We start from the raw sequence: 21956 nt of genomic DNA, 5'->3' as shown, positions 1-21956 counted from the left end.
CGCTAGTCGGCCAATGTGCTGTGACGGTGATTATTGCAATGTTGGTAGAATTTTCGACAGTTTATCTAACGTCTCTTGATATTCCGCATCGCATTGACTGTCAGCCACTACACCGCCCCCAGCCCAAGCGAACAACTTACCTTGCTCCGCCACTAAGGTACGAATTGTAATGCTGGTATCCATGCGACCATGGCGACTGATGTAACCGATACTGCCGCAATAGGCTGAGCGTCGATGAGGCTCAAGCTCTTCAATGATTTCCATTGCGCGCACTTTCGGCGCGCCGGTAATCGAGCCTCCCGGGAAACACGCTCGCAGTAAGTCAGCGGCAGTATACTGCGCTGCCAACTCAGCTCGAATCGTGCTGACTAAGTGATGCACGGCGGGAAAGCTTTCGATGTCAAACAGTTTAGGAACATGCACGCTGCCCGGTTTGGCGACACGGCCAATATCGTTGCGCAGCAGATCGACGATCATCAGATTTTCCGCTTGATCTTTTTCGGCATTGGCAAGCTCAAGTGCCGCCTGTTTGTCCTGTTGTTCATCATTATGACGAGGACGAGTTCCTTTGATCGGTTTGGTTTCAATGACACGTTTTTTGAGCTCGAGAAAACGCTCCGGCGACACACTTAAAATCGCCACGTCCTCCAAACGAATGAAAGCAGAAAATGGTGCTTGGTTGCTCTGCTCTAGCTTCTGGTAAGCTTGCCATTCGCTGCCTTGGTAATTGGCATGAAAGCGCTGCGCTAAGTTAATTTGGTAGCAGTCACCACTGAGCAAGTACTCCTGTACGCAATCAAACTTACCTTGGTAATCGCGATGATTCATGTTGGATTGCCAATCACTGGTAAGGGCAAACGTCGCTTCGTTTGCTTTTGTTTGCGTGCTCAGCCATTGATAAGCTTGTTCTACGTCTTGGCCAACCAGTTGCGCGGTCTGCGTCTGATGATCGACAATCAACGCCCATGTGTAGATGCCCACCGCCATGTCGGGCGCAGCGATATCTTGCGTTGCAATCTCAGGCAGTTTTTCAACGCGACGGCCCAAATCGTAGCTAAAGTAACCCAGAGCGCCACCAATAAAAGGAATCTCTTCATCACAGGATAGAGATGGGGTAAAACGCTGTTGATAATGCGCAAGAAGCGTGAAAGGATCATCTTTACTTTCAATGACTTCGTCATTGGTGTTGATCTCAGTCACCGCACCACGTGTTTCTAATGTCGCAACGGGCTTTGCGACGAGAATGTCAAAACGGCTATCAACATGTGTTGGTGATGCCGAACGCAACAGCATTGCCCAAGGTTGATGTTGGATGGCGTCAAACCACTGTTGGGCAAGGTCCGTTTGATAAGGCAGTGTTTTTGAAGAAATGGCCGTATTTATGCTGTTATTCATTTGTTTAATTTGTGACAAAGAGTTCGATTGCTGCATAGCGCGTGATGGAAAGCAAGAGTATCATAAAACGAAACAATTTCGCTTACTTAGTTCAGTCGGGAACTCATAAAAAATCGGATGGATTCTTTCGATCACTAGCTCAACAATCGATACAACTAAGTAAGTTTATGGAAGCATAACTATAACGAGGCATGCAATGACTGTAATTCGCACGCAAGATGTCATCAGCAGCGTAGCTGATGCACTTCAGTACATCTCTTACTACCACCCACTCGATTTTGTTCAAGCCCTAGAAAAAGCCTACCATCGTGAGCAGAGCCAAGCGGCCAAAGATGCCATTGCGCAGATTTTGATCAACTCGCGTATGTCGGCGGAAGGGCATCGCCCAATTTGCCAAGATACCGGTATCGTGACGTGTTTTGTCAATATCGGTATGGGCGTTCAGTGGGACTCAACGGATCTCACCGTACAACAGATGATTGACGAAGGCGTGCGTCAGGCTTATACCAATCCTGACAACCCATTGCGTGCGTCGGTATTGATGGACCCTGCAGGTAAACGTATTAACACCAAAGACAATACACCTGCGGTTGTTCACATCAATATGGTGCCGGGCAATACCGTAGAAATTCAGATCGCGGCAAAAGGCGGCGGCTCTGAAAACAAAACCAAGATGGTGATGCTCAACCCTTCAGACGATATTGCTGAGTGGGTAGAAAAAACATTGCCTTTGATGGGCGCGGGCTGGTGTCCTCCGGGCATGCTGGGCATTGGCATTGGCGGCACCGCAGAAAAAGCGGCGGTACTGGCTAAAGAGTCGTTGATGGAGCACATCGACATCCACGAACTGATTGAACGTGGCCCGCAAAATGCGGAAGAAGAGCTGCGTTTGGACATCTTCAATCGTGTTAACCGTTTAGGTATTGGTGCTCAAGGGCTCGGTGGGGTGACAACGGTGGTGGATGTGAAAATCAAAACCGCTCCTACGCACGCAGCGTCCAAGCCAGTGTGTATGATCCCGAACTGTGCGGCGACTCGTCACGTTCACTTCACACTTGACGGCTCTGGCCCAGCAGAACTGACGCCACCGAAGCTAGAAGATTGGCCAAACATCACTTGGGATGCGGGTGCAAGCGCGCGCCGTGTTAACCTCGATACCGTGACAAAAGAAGACGTTCAGCAATGGAAAACCGGTGAGACACTCTTGCTTTCAGGTAAGATTTTGACTGGTCGCGATGCCGCGCATAAACGCATTCAAACTATGTTGCAAAATGGCGAAGGCCTACCTGAAGGCGTTGACCTTAAAGGGAAGTTTATCTACTACGTTGGCCCTGTGGATGCAGTGGGTGACGAAGTGGTTGGCCCAGCAGGCCCAACCACTTCAACACGTATGGATAAGTTCACCGACATGATGCTGGATGAAACGGGCATTATGGGCATGATCGGTAAAGCGGAGCGTGGTCCAGCCACTGTTGAGTCAATCAAGAACCATAAAGCGGTGTATCTGATGGCGGTCGGTGGTGCGGCGTACTTGGTAGCGAAAGCCATCAAGAAAGCGCGTGTTGTTGCTTTTGAAGATCTCGGTATGGAAGCGATTTACGAATTTGAAGTCGAAGATATGCCAGTAACGGTCGCGGTGGATTCGAGCGGTGCCAATGCTCACCAAATTGGTCCTGATACTTGGAAAGTTAAAATCCAAGAAATGGAATCACAAAAATAAGAATGTGACAAAGTGCTGATTTAGTTAGCAAACATTTGACATAAGTGCAGCGAAAGCTGCACTTTGTTTTTGTATAATACCAACCAGTTCCATATCATCTGGTAGTTTGCTCAACACTCACTACTCAAAGCAAAAAGGAGTGCTCAATGCCTCGCTTTATTCAAATATTACAAATTATTCTCGCTGTGGTTGTCGGTAGTTTTGTCGGTTATGACTTGATCCTGCACGGCATTAGCATTTTTGATGAGAAATACGTCACCATCACTTGCGTATTGTGGCTCATTCTGGAAATCGCTCTGTTTGTTATCTACAAACTGATTGAGGACGATTAATCTCGGCATCCCTCGCGTTCTTATACTAAGCCTCTGATTTATATCAGGGGCTTTTTGTTCATCTGCGATTAATATTAGTAGAGTTATGGTTCGCCCCACGCTAAAGAAGAAAATGAGATGCGCCGAGAAATCCCTTTGATTGTTGGTGCACTTTGGCGCACAGTGAATGGTGTTGTTTGACAGTAAGAGAAGGGCTATGAAGAAGATTACCCGAGAAGTGAATGATTTTATCCACCGCAGTATGGATTCCCACGTTCGTGTGGCGGTAACGGGGCTCTCCCGAGCCGGAAAGACCGCGTTCATCACTTCGCTTGTCAACCAACTCCTCCATACTTCAACGCACGACAATATGCCCCTACTGAGCAGTGCGAGAGATAAACGTCTCGTTGGAGCGAAGCGAGAGCCGCAAAGTAACATGATGGTGCCAAGATTCGCTTACGATGAAGCGATGGACCAGCTTTGCAATGTGCCGCCTATGTGGCCTGAACCGACGCGAGATGTCAGTGAAATCCGCCTTGCCATTAAGTATCGACCAAAGAAAAAAACCAAGAAATTACTGGGCCAAACCGCGATCTTGCATCTGGATATCATCGATTATCCGGGGGAGTGGCTGTTGGACTTACCCTTGTTGGAGCTTGATTTTGCCACTTGGAGTCAGACGCAGTTTGATGCGCTAAAAGGCGAGCGTTTGAATTTGGCGAGTGAATGGCTCAGTCAACTCGACAGTTTAGATCTCAATGCGGAACTGAATGAAAAACAGCTGCAAAGCATCTCTCAGGCATACACTGACTATTTGCACCGCTGTAAAGAAAAGGGGTTGCATTGGGTGCAGCCGGGACGATTTGTTTTACCGGGTGAGCTTGCTGGTGCGCCAGTGCTGCAATTTTTCCCTTGCCGCTTTGATGACGCGGACAAAACCGCCAAACACAGCAATTTGGCAATGTTGAAAAAGCGCTATCAGGAATATCAACAAAAAGTGGTGAAAGCATTTTATAAGCATCACTTTTCAACCTTCGATCGCCAAATAGTGTTGGTCGACTGTTTGCAGCCGCTCAATGCTGGCCGTGAGTCGTTCTATGATATGCGTGATGCCTTAGAGCAAATCATGCACAGCTTTCGTTACGGGCGCTCAGGACTGCTTAAGCGTCTGTTTGCACCCAAAATAGACAAAGTACTGTTTGCCGCGACCAAAGCGGATCATGTGACGCCTGAGCAGCATCCTAATTTGGTTGCCTTGCTGCAACAGATGATCCACCCCGCATGGCAAACCGCAGCATACGAAAATATCGAAATGGGTTGTTTGTCGATGGCGTCGGTACAAGCGACTCAGGCTGGTTTTATTGCCAATGGTGATAAGAGCACACCGGCCATTCAGGGGATGACGTTAGAAGGGCAAGCGTTAACCCTCTTTCCTGGCGAAGTGCCACGCAAAGTGCCTGATGAGCACTATTGGCAAGCGCGAGGGTTTGAATTTACCGCTTTTAGGCCAATGCAAGGCAAACGTGAAGAGCCTTTACCGCATATTCGAGTTGATAAAGCCCTAGAGTTTTTATTGGGAGATAAGTTGCTATGAGCGATCTAAAACCAAAACAAGTGTTTGAAGAGACGATTTTCTCTCAGCAAGACAAACCAGAGCTCACTGCTCAGCAGCAATTTGATCAGCAGCAGACGTTCATTCCAACCACGATTGAAGAGACTGAACCTGAACTTGAAGACGCTTTGGCGCAGGTGATACGTCCATCAGGCCGTCGCAAGTGGTTAGCGGGAGGGCTGTTTGCTGCCTTCGCTGGATTGGTTGGTTGGCAAGCCGTTGATAGCGTACTCAGTGCGATGCAAAATGGCGATTGGCTTACGCTCGGTTGGTCTGGGTTTATTTCCGTGCTTGCCGGCTTGGGGCTTGGGGCCATGGGCAAAGAACTGTGGAAGCTGCGCCAATTGAGACACCTATTTTCCGTGCAGGAGCAAGGGGAAAAATTGTTGCAAAGTGACAGTGTTGGGCAAGGTAAAGCGTTTTGCCAGCAAGTGGCGAAACAAAGTGGCGTTGCAGAAGAGAATCCTGCTTATGACCGCTGGAAAAACAGCGTCAATACGGCACACAGTGATGCAGAAATCTTGCAGATGTACGATGCGATGGTCGTGACTCAACAAGACAAACAAGCAACCAAAGTGATCTCGCGCTTTGCGACAGAGTCTGCGGCTCTGGTGGCTATTAGCCCACTCGCCATCGCGGACATGCTGCTGGTGGCTTGGCGCAACTTCAAGATGATTGACACGCTCTCAACGATCTATGGTATCGAGCTTGGCTATGCCTCTCGTATTCGTTTGCTGCGTTTGGTGTTGGCAAACATGGCGGTGGCGGGCGCCAGCGAGCTGGTGATTGATGCGGGTATGGATTTGCTGTCGATGGATCTCGCTGGCAAGCTTTCCGCCAGGGCAGGGCAGGGGGTCGGTGTGGGGATTTTGACTGCGAGACTGGGTTTGAAAGCGATGGCATTGCTAAGGCCGATTCCTTGGCAAACCGAAACACAGGTTAAGTTATCAGCAATTCGCAAAGAAATTGTGTCGAAAGTCGCTTCTATCACGCTAAAACCATAGAGTTTCAGCGGGCGCATCTTGACGCTAACGCGGGCATAGTAGAAACTACTGTCAACTTTTCGTGACAGTGTGAATTAGGATTTTCCGTGCGCCTAGAAGTCTTTTGCGAAGACAGACTCGGCTTAACCCGAGAGCTGCTCGATATATTAGCCTCCAAAAATATCGATTTACGAGGTATCGAAATTGATATCAGTGGCATCATTTATCTCAATTGCCCTGATATAGACTTTGATACCTTCAGTCTACTGATGGCAGAAATTCGTCGAATCTCTGGCGTGAAAGACGTGCGTAAAATCCAATTTATGCCGATGGAACGCCATAACACCGAGCTGATTTCACTCGTCAACAACTTGCCCGATCCCGTCTTGGCGATAGACCTAAAGGGCGCGGTGGACATGGCGAACCGAGCCGCGTTGGCGCTGATTGGTAAAACTGAAAAAGAGGTGATTGGTGCGCCGATAGCCGCGCTCCTGCCCAGTTTGAAGTTTAGTCGTTGGTCAGAAGGCGAACAGCACCGTCAGCGAGAAAGCATGGTGATCGATGGCCTCGATTATCTGCTTGAGTTCATGCCCGTCTATATTCAAGATGAATCCAAACAATCCACGTTTGCCAGTACGGTTGTGATGGTGCGCGGCGCCAAAGCAAATTCCGTTGATAGTCATCAACTCTCCCCGCACAGTGAACTGGGTTTTGAGCATTTTGTTGGCGTTTCCAATCGTCATAAAGCCCTCATTGGTCAAGCTAAAAAACTGGCTTTACTCGATCAGCCTTTGCTTATTGAAGGGGAAACAGGAACGGGTAAGGAGATGCTGGCAAAAGCGTGTCACAACCGTTCTCATCGTGCGGGTAAGCCCTTCTTGGTGTTGAGTTGCGCATCCATGCCCGACGATGTGGCAGAAACCGAGTTGTTTGGTCATGCTCCGGGTTCTTTTAATCATCAGCAAGGCCACAAAGGTATTTTCGAGCAGGCCAATGGTGGCACCGTTTTCCTCGATGAGATCGGTGAAATGAGCCCCCATTTGCAGATTAAGTTGCTGCGTTTCTTGCAGGATGGCAATTTCCGCCGCGTTGGCGCAGAAGAAGAGATGCACGTTGATGTGAGAATCATCGCATCCACCAAGCATAATCTGGCTGCGTTGGCAGAAGCGGGATCGTTTCGAGAAGATCTTTTCTACCGACTCAATGTGTTGACCTTGTCGATCCCATCTTTGCGTTCTCGCTCCAGTGATATCGGCCCTCTACTCGATCTTTTTGTTGCCAAGCATTGCCAAAAACTGGCGATTGCTAAGCCTGCGTATCAAGAGCAATTGGTTGATGAATTAAGCACTTATCAATGGCCGGGCAACATGCGACAGTTGGACAACATGGTGTTGCGTGCGCTTACTGAGATGGATGACGATGTATTGAAAGCAGAGCATTTCCATTTGCCACAACCAGCGGCGGTGGCCACAACAAACACACTCGTGAATCTTGATGGTTCATTGGATGAGATTATGAGCGATTATGAATCTCAGGTGTTGGAGCGTCTTTACCAGTCATTCCCATCGAGCCGTAAGTTGGCGAAGCGCTTAAATGTCTCGCACACCTCGATTGCCAATAAGCTAAGAGACTACGGGATTAAGAAGCACTAATATGGGCGCTGACCAACATATCATTTATCAAGTTGACGAAGGTTTGGTGCTAAGAACCGTTAATGTGAGCGACGCTGCGATGGTTTCTCAGTACTTTCAACGCAATCAGGCCTTTTTAAAACCGTGGGAGCCGACACGTGAAGCGTCGTTTTTCACCGAAGCGGGTTGGGCGCAAAAGCTGATCAAGCTCCATGAGCTACATCGCATGAAATTGGGCTTTTACTGTGTTTTGATTGAAGAGCAAACGAATGAGATGGTCGGGACCATCTCATTTAGCAATTTGTCGAAGTTTCCTTTTTACGCCTGTAACGTGGGGTATTCGTTAGCGCAAGAGGCTCAAGGAAAAGGGTACATGCGCCGTGGATTAAAAATGGCGTGTGACTATATGTTTGAGCAGCTAAATTTGCACCGTATTCAAGCCGCGTATATGCCGCATAATCACCGTAGTGCTGGTGTGCTAGAGCACCTTGGTTTTTGCAAAGAGGGCTTTGCGCATTCCTATCTTTTGATTGATGGGCAGTGGCAAGACCACGTATTGACCTCCTTAATCAACCCTAACTGGCGAGTTGAAAAGTAATGGAACGATTGAACAAGCAACTGGCATTCCTGATGGAGTTGGACAAGCTGAAATCGGTACTGCGTCGCACGCGAGTGAAAAGCGCAGAGAAACGATTGGAAAACAGTGCAGAGCACAGTTGGCATGTCGCTTTGATGGCGTTGTTGATGGAAGAGCATGCCAATGAGCCTGTCGACATCGGCCGTGTAGTCAAAATGTTGCTGCTGCATGATGTAGTAGAAATTGATGCCGGCGATACCTTTGTGTACGATGCGGTCGCGTCAGAACAGCAAGCGGAAAAAGAGCTAGCAGCTGCTCAGCGTTTATTTGGCATGTTGCCGGCTGACCAAGGAGAAGAATTACTTCAACTTTGGTTAGAGTTTGAAGCCGCTCAAACGGCAGATGCCAAGTTTGGCAAGGCGTTAGATCGAATCATTCCTATGCTGCTTAACTACCACAACCAAGGACAAAGTTGGCAAGAGCATGGCGTGACTCGTCAGCAAGCGTTGACGGTGAATCAGAAAATCGACCTTGGTTCCCATGTGTTATGGGATAAGGCGCAAGAAATTATTGAACAGGCAACCCAAAATGGGTGGCTGAAAGCTTAAGGAACCTGAATGTCTTATTTAACTTTGGACCAATACCAAAGAAAATGGATTTTTACGCATCCGTCGATGCCAGTGCCACAAGAAGATCTCGCGCACATTCGCCCGATGGATCAGGCACGCTCTGCGCAGTTTTGGAAAGAGAACATCAGTGCCCATAGCCCAGATGCAGAACGTCTTGGTAGCGATGATTGGCCTACGAAACAGAGCAATTGGTTAGCTGAAATTGACTGGATGGCGGCTTGGGAAGCCGATGAACCAGATATGCCAGAGGAAATTCTTCAGCATATTGATTGGCAAGATGATGTGACGGTCTATTTCTGTTACGAAAAATACAACGTGATTGAAACCAAGTGGGTTATTTTCCGCAAACATTGGAAAAACTTCTTATTCTACGATGACGGCCCGATTTTGCTGGGTCGACGTCGTCAGCAGGCACTGTGGTTTGCTACCGATGGAACAGTGAAACTGGGGCAAAGAAACTGATCAGCCTAATGATCGGCTAATCATTGGCTTAGTCACTAGAAGCAGCGTGTTTACGCTGCTTTTTTTATGAGCGTTTAGTGAGGTAAGACACAGTTCAGTAAGTTTTTTCCTGTGACTTCAGTTTCATTGATCTAACGCCAAATTTTGTTTTGAAACACGCGCGCATAATTTCTTGTCTATCCCCGTAGAGCCAAAGCTCTAAGGTGTCTATCTCAGGAAGAGAAGTTGTATTATGCGCCCGTATCTGAAGTTTATTATCCCTAGTATCATTCCGTTGATTGTGCTGTTGTTGCCATTGTCCGCCTTTCCGTTTGAAGCCATGACCATCGTGCAGCAACGTGTGATTGCCATTTTCTTATTGGCGGCACTGTGCTGGGTGTTTGAGCCAATTCCCATCTATGCCACGTCCGTCGTCATTATTGTTTTAGAGCTTTTATTGGTTTCCGACAAAGGTTTGTATCTATTCCGATTGAACGAGGGCAGTGAAAGCTTTGGGCAATTGCTCTCTTACAGTGAAATCATGGCAACCTTTGCCAGCCCAATCATCATGCTTTTCTTAGGTGGATTTTTCCTTGCAATGGCGGCCACCAAATACCGCTTGGATGTGAACTTGGCACGCGTGCTGCTCAAGCCATTTGGCCAAGACCCTAAATTCGTTATGTTGGGGCTGATGCTGATCACTGCGATTTTCTCGATGTTTATGTCTAACACCGCGACAACCGCGATGATGCTCTCCATCTTAACGCCAGTGATCGCGGTGTTTGGCCCCAAAGACCCAGGGCGAGTTGCCTTTGCGCTTTGTATTCCGGTTGCGGCCAACATTGGTGGCATTGGCACACCGATTGGTACGCCACCCAATGCCATCGCCCTAAAATATCTGGTGGGTGACAACCTGATCACATTTGGGGAATGGATGGCGTTTGGTGTTCCTTTTGTTGTGGTGATGATGGCGTTAGCGTGGTTTTTGATCACGGCGATGTATCGAGCAGACATTCCTAAGATAGAACTTTCTATAAAAGGTAAGTTCCTGAAAACACCGAAGGCGATTGTGGTGTACGTGACGTTTGGTTTAACCATTTTGCTTTGGTTGATGGGGTCTGCACATGGCATGAATTCCTATACAGTGGCCCTGATTCCTGTCGCGATCTTTTCCATCACTGGCATCATTAACAAAGAAGATTTGAAGAAAATTTCCTGGGATGTGCTTTGGTTGGTTTCAGGCGGTATCGCCCTTGGTTTGGCTCTGGATAAAACAGGACTTGCCAAGCTGGTGGTGCACAGCATTCCATTTGATGAGTTTTCGCCTTATATCGTCTTGTTTGGTGCGGCGTTCCTCTGCTTAGTGATGGCGAACTTTATGTCGCATACTGCGACGGCGAACTTGCTGATGCCAATTATGGCCGCATTGGGGATGTCAATGACTTCTCTGGCTCCATTGGGCGGAGAAGTGACACTGATTTTAGTGGTGACGATGGCCGCTTCCTTAGGCATGTCGCTGCCTATCAGTACTCCGCCGAATGCATTGGCACATGCAACGGGTCATGTCCAAAGTAATCAAATGGCGCGTGTGGGCGTGATTTTGGGCGTTGTCGGCGTATTGCTCAGCTTTGTGATGGTTTGGATCCTTCATATGGTTGGACACATCGGGTAGCCCCATGTATTTGAGCAAATTAGAAGCACTGATTGAGCGTTACTTCTGTAATCCAGAGCGTCAAATTACGTTGGAAGCGGGATCGGTCGTCATTGTGCAGCAAGGCTACAACGACCGTCTGTTTTTCGTTCTTCAAGGTGAGCTGGAAGGTTACTTTTCTGAACATGAGGAGAAACAAGTACGCGTTTTTTCAGCCTCACAAGGGGCATTTATTGGCGTGCACAGTTTCTTTTCTGGTACTTGGACAGCATCGTCGACGGTGATGGCCAAGACCGAAGTGACACTGGCTTGGATTGATCGCAGCACGCCTGCCGTTGAAGTCGAGGAGTTCGGCCCGCTGACTACACAATTTATGCCGGTGATTGTGAATGAGCTTTCGCGCCGTCAAAGGCGAGCAACGCAAGAGGCGGTGGCCAAAGAGAAGGTCTTGCAAAGGCTACATAACGCCGAGCAAATGACAACCTTAGGTCAACTCGCGGCGGGGTTGGCGCACGAGCTTAATAACGCCATCGGGGTGGTCAGTAGCAAAGCCGAAAGACTCGAAACCATTATTCTGGAGCTGCTTGAAGAACGGCACCCAGAAGCCAGCCAATTCTTCGATATTGGACTGCTTGCGGGACAAAATGTGCCAACAAGCACGGCAAGACAAAATGCCAAGTTGTTGGAGCAGAAATATGGTTTGGAGAAAAAACAGGCCAAAGCATTAGCGAAAGCGATACCTGATGGTTTGGTTAGCCCGCACTGGTTGAACAACCCAGATCAAGCCATTCGTTATTGGGCAATGGGGTGTGATTTACACGACCTGCGTTTAGCAGCCAAACACACGGTTGGTATTGTGAAATCGGTCAAACAGCTCGGTAGGGCGGATTCGGATCGCATTAGCAAAGTTAATATTGGCGACACCGTCAATCAAGCCATCGCGCTTTTGCAAAGTGAGCTGCGCCGTGTCGAAGTGCGTCTTCGTCCATCACCTGTCGAATCGATTTGGGCTTCGGAGACCGAATTGGTGCAAGTTTGGGTCAATATCATCAAGAACGCCTGTGACGCGATGCAAAACACACTATCGCCGCAGTTGGAGATACGTGTTCATCAAGAAGGCAAGCGCATTTTGGTTACGATCGCCAACAATGGGCCTGCCTTAGATGAGGCAACAAGACGCAAAATTTTTCAGCCTAACTTCACCACCAAAAAAGGCGGGCTGTCATTTGGACTGGGTTTAGGGTTATCGATTGTGAAGCGAATCGTCACCGGGCTAGGAGGCTCGATTGTGGTGAAAAGCGATGACCAAGCCACTATTTTTAGAATCAAATTGCCAACAGAGGGAAATCATGGAGAAACTGAACCTAATATGCGTGGATGATCAGCGCGAAGTGCTTAATGCGGTGGTGCAGGATCTAGACGGTTTAGCTGACTGGCTAAATATTGAAGAGTGTGAATCTGGCCATGAAGCGTTGGAGCTGATCGATGAGCTTGATGCGGATGGCGAGTTTATCGCTGTGGTGATTTCAGACCACGTGATGCCGGGAATGACCGGTGTCGAGCTTTTACGAACGTTGCACACGGATGCTCGATTCTTCAAAACACGCAAGGTATTGCTCACAGGGCAAGCCACGCATAGCGATACCATCGAAGCGATCAATTCCGCTGGTATTGTGCGCTATTTCGAAAAACCTTGGAAAAAACAAGAACTCGTACAGTGCATTCGCGAATTGGTGACCGATTTTATTTTCGATCAGGGACTGGATTACCAGATTTGGCATGATGAACTGGATCAAGCGGGCGTGCTGAAACATCTGCATCCATAATCAATAGGCATCGAGTGCCCTAAGTGTCATGATGCTAATGTCATTTAGGGCCGCGCCTAAGAAGAGAAAACGGGGAGCGGAAGGCTAACATTCCCCAAGAAGCGCGATGTTGGCGCAGGTCGTAAAAACCGGAAAAGCGCCATCCTCCTAACCGCGCCAATATGCTTATACCTATTTGTTCAAGGAACGCTTTGTTCTGGTACGAATGTTTAGTTCAGGCTTAGGGCACACCAAAGTAAGAGTGGTAGCGTTAACACGCTAAAGAAGTTGCCAAATAGCACCATCGAGGCCACTTTTTCTGGCTCAATATGAAAACGTTCAGCAAAAAGATAATTCATTACCGCTGCTGGCAGCATGGTGAACAGCACCATCATTTTCATTTGTAGCGGAGGAAGAGGAATAAAGAAATAAATCACCGCAAATGCTATCAATCCTGTTGCGATGGATTGGAGCGTTGAATAGAGCCCAATTCTGAGGCCGGACCATTTCAAATGGGTCATTTGCGCCCCTAGGGAGAGGAGCATAACAGGCACTGCGGCCTGACCTAGCAAAGAGGTGGCTTCAATCAGCGGTGACCAAACGGCAACATGGTTGAGATTGAAAACCACAGCCAAAGACGCGGCAATAAACACAGGCATTTTGACCATTTGTAACAGTGATCCGCCTCGGCTCAACAACGCGATGCCTAAGCTAATGTGAATGCAAGACGACATGACAAAAAGCAGCACGGCGCTTGATTGTGCGGCGTCACCAAATGCGTAGGCAAAGAGAGGAATGGCAAGATTGCCACTGTTGCGAAACATATGCGGTGGTGCCCAAGTCTTAAAAGAAAGCCCAGTCAGTTTGCAAACGGGCATCATCAGTAGACCCGGCAGTAACACGGCCACAAGCGATGCCCAAATCAAAGGAAGCTGCTGGGTGTCTAGCGGCATGGTAGCGAGAGATGAAAACACCAAAGCAGGGAGGAAAACGTCGATATTGATCCGATTAATTGGCTTAAAGTCGGGTTTTAAATAATGCCCAACCAAAAAGCCGACGCCAGCCAACGCAAAAACAGGGAATAAAATGTTAACGACTTTGATGAGCATATGGACGTTCCAGATAGGGTGGACTGTTTTTACGCTATCAGGTGGTGTGTTTTTCGTCACCTAAACTGGTTGAAAAACATGAGCTCACCACTATGATATTGTCTTTGTTGCTTATTAAACTCGTCGATTATTGCCACTTCAAAGTGTTGTAAATTAGAGTTTGCAAATATATTTTAAATTTGTATTCTCTGGGCAAATGAAACGCTTGTAAACAAATGTAAATTATTCGATGTTCTCAGCAGGTCGTATGAGCAAGACTGCCATATACTTGAGTTAGTCGAGAATAGTTTGTGTTGGAAAATGTCTTGAATATGCAGTATGACCCTGAAAAATCGATAAAAGTAGATATTTCAAACTTAACGATTGGCATGTTTGTCACCGCTATTGAAAATAGTGAACGGGTTAATTTGGCTAACGCTGGGCGTGTTCAGTCAGAAAAAGCCATTACCCGCTTATTTGAAAGTGGGGTGAAGTTTGTGTGGGTAGACGCAGGCTTATCGGCTAAAAATTGTGTGATTAAACCAGCGCCAAAGGTTGATAACACTGAGTGGCAAGCCGTGACAGAATCCCATTCACCAACGCCACGTAAGCAGCCAAAGAGTCGCGCCTCTAACCAAAAGAAAGCTAAAAAACTTATCGCAGAAGCTAAAGGCCTAGCTCAGAAGCTCCTTAATCAAACTTTTGAAGGCAAAGTGATTCTGGTTGATGAGATTGAGGACTGGGCTGAGGATATGATAGAAGCTGCCTTGGTGGATTCAGATGCCTTGCAGTGTGTTTCTGCCTTACGCCAAAAGGACACCTATTTGCTTGAACATTCGGTGAATGTCGCTTGTTTGTTAGTGACTTTCGGCAAGCATTTGGGCTTAGAGCGCGAAACGCTCAAACAGATGGCGATAGGTGGGATCATTCACGATATCGGCAAGATCAAAGTAAATGATGAAGTGTTGCATAAACCAGCGCGATTAACGCCTGAAGAGTTTGAACACATGAAGCTCCATCAGGTGTTTGCCGAAGAGATCATTGTGCATGTTGAAGGGCTAAGCGATGTGAGCCGTGACGTCTGTTTAATGCACCATGAAAAGCTTGATGGAAATGGTTACCCCAAAGGGCTAAAAGGGGATGAAATACCACTCCATGGTCGTATGAGTTGTATCGTTGATATCTATGATGCGCTCACGGCAGACCGATGCTACAAGCAAGGCATGAGCTCTGCCGAAGCCTTTAAAATCATACTCGGCTTAACCCCATTTCACTTAGATCCTGATCTGGTTTACAAATTCATTAACTGCATTGGCGTGTATCCAGTTGGTTCTATTGTCGAATTGAACGATGGTCGAGTGGGAATCGTCTGGACCTCTAACCCGACTCAACCATTGAAGCCGGAAGTGAAGTGTTTCTACTCGCGTAAATACAAACGTTTTGTCGATGTGGCAATGGTAGATTTAAAACACAACGCGCTAAAGATTGAAAAAGCGGTGGCACCTGCATGCTTAGATGTCGATGCTAGGCCGTTTTATGATTAGGTTAGAAGGCTGGTGTGAATTTCTATGGTTACCGGAATAGACAATCAACGCTTGTGAGCTAATGTTCATGTTTATCGGTAGGGGAAATTAAATTGCATCAATAAAAAAGACCACCAGCACTGAGTGTTAGTGGTCTTTTTGAATTTTATCTCTATCTCAAAATCAATTAGATTTCGAAGTCTTCTAGAGATTTACCCGCATCTAATTGAGCTTGGATTGCAGAAGGTGTACGACCTTGGCCAGTCCAAGTTTTCTCTTCGCCATTTGTGTCAACATATTTGTATTTTGCTGGGCGAGGAGCTCGTTTACCTTTGTTCTTTGTTTTAGTCTCACCAGCAAGTGCGCTGATAAGTGCTTCAAGATCAATTCCGTCTTTAGCAATTTGTTCTGCAATCGCAGCTAGTTTAGCTTCTTGCTCGGCTTTTGCTGCACGCTCTTCCGCTTCTGCTTCTTGACGTTCTGCTACAACGGTCGTCAATTTATCTAGAGCTTCTTCTAGTTGTTCCAGAGTCAGTTCACGGGAAAAAGCACGCAGGCTGCGAATGTTTAACAGAGTTTTAGTGAGTTCAGACATAACCTTTCCTATATATTTGTTAAGTCAATTGTCTAATTTATACCGAGAATTAGATTGCACAAGCTTAATTAATTCTTAGATTACTAATATTAACGTTATGTACGATATAAGCAATAATTAAAATGAAAAAATAGCAATAATGTTTATAAAAAGGTAGTTTCGTTACGTCTTGCGTTTGTTCAGGTTAAACTTCCCGCAATCAAGTAAGCTAAGATAAAGACTGATCTTATATATAAAACTTAAATAAACTATTTTGTATGTGTGCTCGTTGAATTCATGTCTGGTTATCAGGCCTGTTATTGTATTTCCACTAGAAAATGGTTGGAGTAAATACATAGAAAACTGGTCTCATAAAGGTGGCGTCAAATTTCGTTGTAAGAAGATAGATCTGTTGCAAATAGGTTCACTCTGAGTACAATAGACGATACCTGATGCGATAACTTAGATTATTTGTTGTTTTTTTGGACAGCAATTGGTTAAGAGTTTGTTATCGCCGTAGAGGCGCAATGGTAAAGAGTAGCTATTATTGGGGTGATGCCAATGAATAATAGTGAAAGGTGTCCATTGCCGAAGTGAGTTGCATATCAAAGCTTCTTGCTGGGGTTGCATCCGAAAGGAACAACACTGCCATAGTATTTAACTTATAACTATGGAGCGCTACTGTAGGTTGGGTGAAGTGTCCACTTCCCTGTCGCTTAGTTCAACATAAGTATCGAAATAAGTTCGTATACTTTGTCTGCAGTAGATCTCTAGCCAAACTTTGGTTTTTGAAGATCATGAATTTAATAGATTTTGCTACATCTCCCATTTCACTTTTGCCGCCGATAGTGGCACTGACGCTAGCCATTTTAACGCGTAAAGTGCTTGTATCGCTTGGTGTCGGTATTCTTCTAGGTGCAGTGTTACTGAATGATTATTCGGTAGGCTCTGCGGCAGCTTATATTACAGATAAAGTTTCAGCTGTTTTTATTGAAGATGGTGGCATCAATACTTGGAATATGAGTATTGTTGGTTTCTTGTTGTTATTGGGTATGACCACCGCTCTACTGACTCTTTCTGGAGGCACTCGAGCTTTTGCTGAATGGGCACAGACTCGAGTGAAAAGTAAGCGAGGTTCGAAATTACTAGCAGCGTTTTTAGGCGTATTCATTTTTGTAGACGACTATTTCAATAGCCTAGCTGTAGGTGCGATTTCTCGCCCAGTAACGGACCGCTTTTATGTTTCACGCGCCAAACTTGCTTATATTCTAGACTCAACAGCAGCACCAATGTGTGTGGTGATGCCTGCATCGAGTTGGGGTGCGTACATCATGACCATTATCGGCGGTATTTTGGTGTCACATGGCATCACTGAATATTCCGCATTAGGCGCATATCTACGTTTAGTACCGATGAACTTCTACGCGATTTTCGCCTTGTTAATGGTGTTTGCGGTCGCTTGGTTTGGTTTAGACATTGGTAAAATGCGTGAACATGAAATTGCTGCCTCACAAGGCCGTGGCTTTGACAATGACGCTGATACTGACCTAAAAGAAGCGCATGAAATTGACGAAGAGCTTGATATCCGTGAAAGCGATAAAGGTAAAGTAACCGATCTTGTTATGCCGATCATTGCTTTGATTATTGCAACGGTCGCTTCAATGCTCTATACCGGTGGCCAAGCACTTGCGGCCGATGGTAAAGCGTTCGACTTGCTTGGTGCATTCGAAAATACCAACGTAGGTACATCGCTGATTTATGGTGGTCTGGTTGGTTTGGCTGTGGCCTTGTTCACCGTGTTCAAACAAGGTCTTCCAGTTGCAGAAATTGCTCGTACTTTATGGATCGGTGCTAAATCGATGTTTGGTGCAATCCTTATTCTGATTTTCGCCTGGACTATCGGTTCGGTTATTGGCGACATGAAAACAGGTAGCTACTTGTCTTCTATGGCACAAGGCAATATTAACCCTCATTGGTTACCCGTAATTTTATTCTTGCTTTCAGGTTTGATGGCGTTTTCTACCGGAACATCGTGGGGCACGTTTGGGATTATGCTACCTATCGCGGGTGATATGGCGGGTGCGACAGATATCGCTCTTATGCTTCCTATGCTAAGTGCAGTATTAGCGGGTTCTGTTTTTGGTGATCACTGTTCACCGATTTCTGATACGACGATTCTTTCTTCAACGGGCGCACGTTGTCATCATATTGACCACGTAGCGACTCAGTTGCCTTATGCACTTGCAGTGGCATTGGTTTCTTGTATTGGTTTCGTGGTATTGGGTATGACCGCTTCCGTTATGTTCTCACTGGCGGCTGCAACCATGGCATTCATCATCGTTTGTGCAATCCTCTCTTGGTTGTCAAAAGCAAAGATTGAGTCTTGCCAACAAGCGTAACCTATTTATTTATATGAACTTTGAAAGGGTAGCTTCGGCTGCCCTTTTTATTTGTCTTATACAAATTGATATTTTTTAAAATAAAGTGTTGCAAAATAAGAGAAGCTTAGTTAGTGTGGATATCAACGAAGCAATCAAGCTAAGAGCCTATATAAGTATGCGTAATTTTGTAATGAACATTCATCACCATCATCACCCAGTCTAGTCTTTCGGGAGATGTACGCATACCCGGGAGATAGGAAACTCCCGGAGGTGAAAATCATCAAATTCAGATTTTAAACCCTCGGGAGACCAACATCTCTCGAGGGTTTTTTAGTTTTCACTTTCATCATTTTCAAATTGAAGCACAGGGACAATGTCATGCAAACACAACGCTTAAGAATTGCAATTCAGAAAAAAGGCCGACTGAGTGAAGAGTGCCAAGGGCTCTTAAAAAAGTGTGGCGTTAAATTCAATATTATGGGTGAGCGTTTAGTTGTGCACTCAGAAAATATGCCAATTGATCTGTTATTAGTTCGTGATGATGACATCCCAGGGCTGATCATGGATGGCGTTGTTGACCTTGGTTTTATCGGTGAAAACGTGTTGGAAGAAGTGCGTCTAGAGCGCAAAGCCACTGGTGATGCTTGTCAATTTGAAACCTTGAGTCGTCTAGATTTTGGTGGATGTCGTTTGTCCATCGCGATTGATAAAGATGAAAAATACAATGGCCCTCAAGATCTTGCTGGGAAACGTATTGCGACGACTTACCCACAACTGCTCAAAGCTTATATGGATCGACAAGGTGTGCCTTTCTCAACCTGTATGCTGACAGGCTCTGTTGAAGTTGCACCTCGTGCTGGTTTGGCGGACGCAATCGCTGATTTGGTTTCAACAGGCGCAACACTTGAAGCCAATGGCCTAAAAGAGGCTGAGGTTATTTTCCAATCGAAAGCAACACTTATTCAACGTTCAGGTGAGTTTGCCCAAGACAAGCAAGCGCTTATCGAGAAGCTGTTAACGCGTATGCAAGGCGTTCAGCAAGCCAAAGAATCCAAATACATCATGCTACATGCTCCAGTTGATAAGCTAGAACAGATCAAAGCACTGTTGCCAGGGGCGGAAGATCCAACCGTGTTACCACTTTCTGCAGAGAAACAACGAGTGGCTGTCCACTTGGTGAGTACTGAAAACCTATTCTGGGAAACGATGGAACAGCTCAAAGAACTTGGCGCGAGCTCTATTCTTGTTCTACCAATTGAAAAAATGATGGAGTAAGACTCATGAGAACGGTTGTTTGGCAATCTCTTAGTGAGACGCAACAAGACGCTATTTTGGAACGTCCAGCGATAACAGAAGGTGCGAATATTACCGCTGCAGTAGCAGAAGTGATTGCGAAAGTCAGAGCAGAAGGCGATGCGGCGCTGTTCGAACTGACGGAAAAGTTTGATCGCATTAAACCAGAATCGATTCGAGTGACTGAACAAGAAATCGAGGAGGCTTCTGCTCGCTTAACTGCAAAAATGAAGCAAGCGCTTGAGCAGGCTTACGCCAATATCGCGAAGTTCCACAATGCCCAGAAACCGACGCCAATTAAAGTCGAAACACAACCGGGTGTGGTGTGTGAACAAGTCACTCGCCCGATACAAAAAGTGGGTTTATACATTCCTGGTGGCAGTGCACCGCTGCCTTCAACGGTATTGATGTTGGGTGTTCCTGCGCAAATCGCGGGTTGCCGTAAAGTGGTTTTATGTTCACCACCACCGATTGCCGATGAAATTCTCTATGTGGCAAAGCTTTGTAATATAGATGAAGTTTACAATGTCGGTGGTGGGCAAGCGGTAGCGGCGATGGCTTATGGTACGGAAAGTGTCACTAAGGTGGACAAAATATTTGGTCCTGGCAATGCGTATGTCACAGAAGCAAAACGCCAAGTGAGCAATGATTTTCGTGGTGCCGCTATTGATATGCCCGCTGGGCCATCAGAAGTGTTGGTGATTGCTGATGAAACTGCAGATGCCGATTTTATCGCCGCCGATTTACTTAGCCAAGCCGAGCACGGACCAGACTCGCAAGTGGTTTTGGTGACGCCATCAGTATTGATTGCAGATCAAGTAACGGATGCTGTGCAGAAACAGTTGAAGCAATTATCGCGTGCCTCAATTGCTGAAAAAGCACTAGCGTCGAGCTTGATTATTATTGCTGACTCCTTGACCCAAGCGGTTTCTATTTCAAATTATTACGGTCCAGAGCATTTAATTGTTCAAACCAAAAATCCTCGAGAGTTGTTGCCATTGCTGGATAACGCAGGTTCCATTTTCTTAGGTGATTGGTCGCCTGAATCGGCGGGCGATTATGCGTCAGGAACCAACCACGTATTGCCGACGTATGGGTACACCCGTACGTATTCAAGTTTAGGTTTGGCTGATTTTTCAAAACGTATGACGATTCAAGAACTATCGGCTGAAGGTTTAAAAACACTGGCACCTACGGTTGTTACAATGGCAGAAGCGGAAGGGTTGGATGCGCACAAACGTGCGGTGACCATTCGTGTCGAAAAGCTGAATGCACGTGGATAAGGAGAGAGAGAAAATGGAAAAACTTGCTCGAAAAAGTGTACAGAAACTGACTCCTTACCTTTCGGCGCGCCGCATCGGTGGAACTGGCGATGTTTGGTTGAATGCCAATGAATCACCATTTGACAATGAATACCGCACAAACTTTGCGCGTTTGAACCGTTACAGTGATTGTCAACCGAAAGCATTGATTGCAGCCTACGCTGCCTATGCAGGTGTTAAACCAGAACAAACTCTTACTTCGCGTGGCGCGGATGAGGGTATCGAATTGCTGATTCGCGCTTTCTGCGAACCAAATGAAGATGCCATTCTTTACTGTCCTCCTACGTATGGCATGTATTCTGTGAGCGCTGAAACCATTGGCGTTGAGCGTAAAACCGTACCGCTAACAGAGGATTGGCAATTAGACCTTGCAGGTATTGAAGCCAACTTGGACAAGGTTAAATTGGTGTTTGTTTGTTCACCAAACAATCCAACAGGCAACTTAGTGAAGCGAGAAGACATCATCGCCTTGCTAGAGATGACAAAAGACAGAGCCATCGTTGTGATGGATGAAGCGTATATCGATTTTTGTCCAGAGGCCTCAACCGTCGATTTACTTGCTCAGTACTCGAACCTTGCGATTTTGCGTACTTTGTCGAAAGCCTTTGCATTGGCTGGCTTGCGTTGTGGATTCACACTTGCGAATGAAGAGCTGATTAATGTCCTTCTCAAAGTTATCGCGCCCTATCCGGTACCAGTGCCTGTTGCGGAAATTGCGACACAGGCATTGTCAGAAGCCGGCTTGGCTCGCGCCAAGTTTCAAGTGCTCGACCTCAATGCAAATCGTGCCTATTTGCAAGTGGGATTATCAATGATCGCAGGTCTCGAAGTGTTTGAAGGGTGGGGCAATTATCTGCTGGTGAAATTCCCTAATGGTGACGAGCTATTTAAGTCGGCTTGGGAGTACGGCATTATCTTGCGAAACTCACCAATCAAAGATTGCGTAAGAATCAGTGTTGGCAGCCGAGATGAGTGCGAGAAAACACTGGGTTTCATTAGAAACTACTACTCATAAGTAGA

General features: G+C 46.6%; 19 protein-coding genes, 1 riboswitch and 1 other annotated feature. Of the genes, 16 read left to right on the top strand and 3 right to left on the bottom strand.

Annotation, left to right across the window (positions count from 1 at the left end):
• Nucleotides 1-30 precede the first annotated feature (30 nt).
• Nucleotides 31-1431: an aminodeoxychorismate synthase component 1 gene (gene pabB, locus LZU85_RS09080; protein ID WP_188011965.1), complete on the bottom strand. Its 1401-nt coding sequence runs from the start codon at nucleotides 1429-1431 to the stop codon at nucleotides 31-33.
• A gap of 160 nt (nucleotides 1432-1591) precedes the next feature.
• On the opposite strand from pabB, the gene LZU85_RS09075 reads away from it, so the two are divergent.
• The 11 genes from LZU85_RS09075 to LZU85_RS09025 all read left to right on the top strand — a co-directional run bounded on the left by LZU85_RS09075 (nucleotide 1592) and on the right by LZU85_RS09025 (nucleotide 12776).
• Entirely contained in the window at nucleotides 1592-3115 is a 1524-nt protein-coding gene (locus tag LZU85_RS09075; RefSeq protein WP_011150610.1) for a fumarate hydratase, read from the top strand.
• A 146-nt stretch (nucleotides 3116-3261) separates the two neighbouring features.
• Complete coding sequence (locus LZU85_RS09070) at nucleotides 3262-3447, top strand: hypothetical protein (protein ID WP_011080137.1); 186 nt, start codon at nucleotides 3262-3264, stop codon at nucleotides 3445-3447.
• Between the two features lie 196 nt (nucleotides 3448-3643).
• Entirely contained in the window at nucleotides 3644-5020 is a 1377-nt protein-coding gene (locus LZU85_RS09065) for a YcjX family GTP-binding protein (RefSeq protein ID WP_072616017.1), read from the top strand.
• Nucleotides 5017-6042, top strand: coding sequence for a YcjF family protein (locus LZU85_RS09060; protein ID WP_237286920.1), 1026 nt, complete (start codon nucleotides 5017-5019; stop codon nucleotides 6040-6042). Before LZU85_RS09065 ends, LZU85_RS09060 begins: the two co-directional genes overlap by 4 nt.
• A gap of 86 nt (nucleotides 6043-6128) precedes the next feature.
• Nucleotides 6129-7673, top strand: a complete 1545-nt coding sequence (gene tyrR, locus LZU85_RS09055) for a transcriptional regulator TyrR (RefSeq protein ID WP_176297297.1) — start codon at nucleotides 6129-6131, stop codon at nucleotides 7671-7673.
• Between the two features lies 1 nt (nucleotide 7674).
• Nucleotides 7675-8250: a ribosomal protein S5-alanine N-acetyltransferase gene (gene rimJ, locus LZU85_RS09050; protein ID WP_237286919.1), complete on the top strand. Its 576-nt coding sequence runs from the start codon at nucleotides 7675-7677 to the stop codon at nucleotides 8248-8250.
• Nucleotides 8250-8837: an HD domain-containing protein gene (locus LZU85_RS09045; RefSeq protein ID WP_237286918.1), complete on the top strand. Its 588-nt coding sequence runs from the start codon at nucleotides 8250-8252 to the stop codon at nucleotides 8835-8837. The genes rimJ and LZU85_RS09045 overlap by 1 nt, the downstream gene beginning before the upstream one ends.
• Before the next feature lie 9 nt (nucleotides 8838-8846).
• Nucleotides 8847-9320, top strand: a complete 474-nt coding sequence (locus LZU85_RS09040; protein WP_237286917.1) for a DUF2947 domain-containing protein — start codon at nucleotides 8847-8849, stop codon at nucleotides 9318-9320.
• Nucleotides 9321-9552: 232 nt separating this feature from the next.
• The gene (locus tag LZU85_RS09035) at nucleotides 9553-10971 is read left to right on the top strand and encodes an SLC13 family permease (protein WP_237286916.1); all 1419 of its coding nucleotides are present in this window, start codon (nucleotides 9553-9555) and stop codon (nucleotides 10969-10971) included.
• A gap of 4 nt (nucleotides 10972-10975) precedes the next feature.
• Entirely contained in the window at nucleotides 10976-12331 is a 1356-nt protein-coding gene (locus LZU85_RS09030; RefSeq protein WP_237286915.1) for an ATP-binding protein, read from the top strand.
• Complete coding sequence (locus LZU85_RS09025; protein ID WP_011080146.1) at nucleotides 12300-12776, top strand: response regulator; 477 nt, start codon at nucleotides 12300-12302, stop codon at nucleotides 12774-12776. Before LZU85_RS09030 ends, LZU85_RS09025 begins: the two co-directional genes overlap by 32 nt.
• 209 nt (nucleotides 12777-12985) lie before the next feature.
• Here the strand turns inward: LZU85_RS09025 and LZU85_RS09020 are convergent, their stop codons facing one another.
• The gene (locus LZU85_RS09020; protein ID WP_237286914.1) at nucleotides 12986-13864 is read right to left on the bottom strand and encodes an AEC family transporter; all 879 of its coding nucleotides are present in this window, start codon (nucleotides 13862-13864) and stop codon (nucleotides 12986-12988) included.
• A gap of 311 nt (nucleotides 13865-14175) precedes the next feature.
• Between LZU85_RS09020 and LZU85_RS09015 the strand changes: the two genes are divergently transcribed.
• Nucleotides 14176-15387, top strand: a complete 1212-nt coding sequence (locus LZU85_RS09015) for a cyclic di-GMP phosphodiesterase (protein WP_176297397.1) — start codon at nucleotides 14176-14178, stop codon at nucleotides 15385-15387.
• 166 nt (nucleotides 15388-15553) lie between these two features.
• Here LZU85_RS09015 and LZU85_RS09010 read toward each other — a convergent pair whose 3' ends face one another.
• The gene (locus LZU85_RS09010; RefSeq protein ID WP_176297305.1) at nucleotides 15554-15961 is read right to left on the bottom strand and encodes an H-NS histone family protein; all 408 of its coding nucleotides are present in this window, start codon (nucleotides 15959-15961) and stop codon (nucleotides 15554-15556) included.
• A gap of 488 nt (nucleotides 15962-16449) precedes the next feature.
• A riboswitch (Lysine riboswitch) is annotated at nucleotides 16450-16629 on the top strand.
• A 108-nt stretch (nucleotides 16630-16737) separates the two neighbouring features.
• Between LZU85_RS09010 and tet(35) the strand changes: the two genes are divergently transcribed.
• From tet(35) to hisC, 4 genes are all read left to right on the top strand, one after another.
• A complete protein-coding gene (gene tet(35) / locus LZU85_RS09005) occupies nucleotides 16738-18339 on the top strand; it encodes a tetracycline efflux Na+/H+ antiporter family transporter Tet(35) (protein WP_039448992.1) in 1602 nt (533 codons plus the stop codon).
• Nucleotides 18340-18519: 180 nt separating this feature from the next.
• Nucleotides 18520-18656: a sequence feature (His leader region), on the top strand.
• Between the two features lie 43 nt (nucleotides 18657-18699).
• Nucleotides 18700-19596, top strand: a complete 897-nt coding sequence (gene hisG / locus LZU85_RS09000; protein WP_011080740.1) for an ATP phosphoribosyltransferase — start codon at nucleotides 18700-18702, stop codon at nucleotides 19594-19596.
• 5 nt (nucleotides 19597-19601) lie between these two features.
• Nucleotides 19602-20897, top strand: a complete 1296-nt coding sequence (hisD, locus tag LZU85_RS08995; RefSeq protein ID WP_085760898.1) for a histidinol dehydrogenase — start codon at nucleotides 19602-19604, stop codon at nucleotides 20895-20897.
• A gap of 13 nt (nucleotides 20898-20910) precedes the next feature.
• On the top strand, nucleotides 20911-21951 hold the full coding sequence (gene hisC / locus LZU85_RS08990; RefSeq protein ID WP_237286913.1) for a histidinol-phosphate transaminase: 1041 nt from the start codon (nucleotides 20911-20913) through the stop codon (nucleotides 21949-21951).
• Nucleotides 21952-21956: the final 5 nt, after the last annotated feature.

The sequence above is a fragment of the Vibrio floridensis genome (genome assembly GCF_021852965.1).
GTDB lineage: Bacteria > Pseudomonadota > Gammaproteobacteria > Enterobacterales > Vibrionaceae > Vibrio > Vibrio floridensis.
This window is presented reverse-complemented; position numbering and strand designations above follow the sequence as displayed.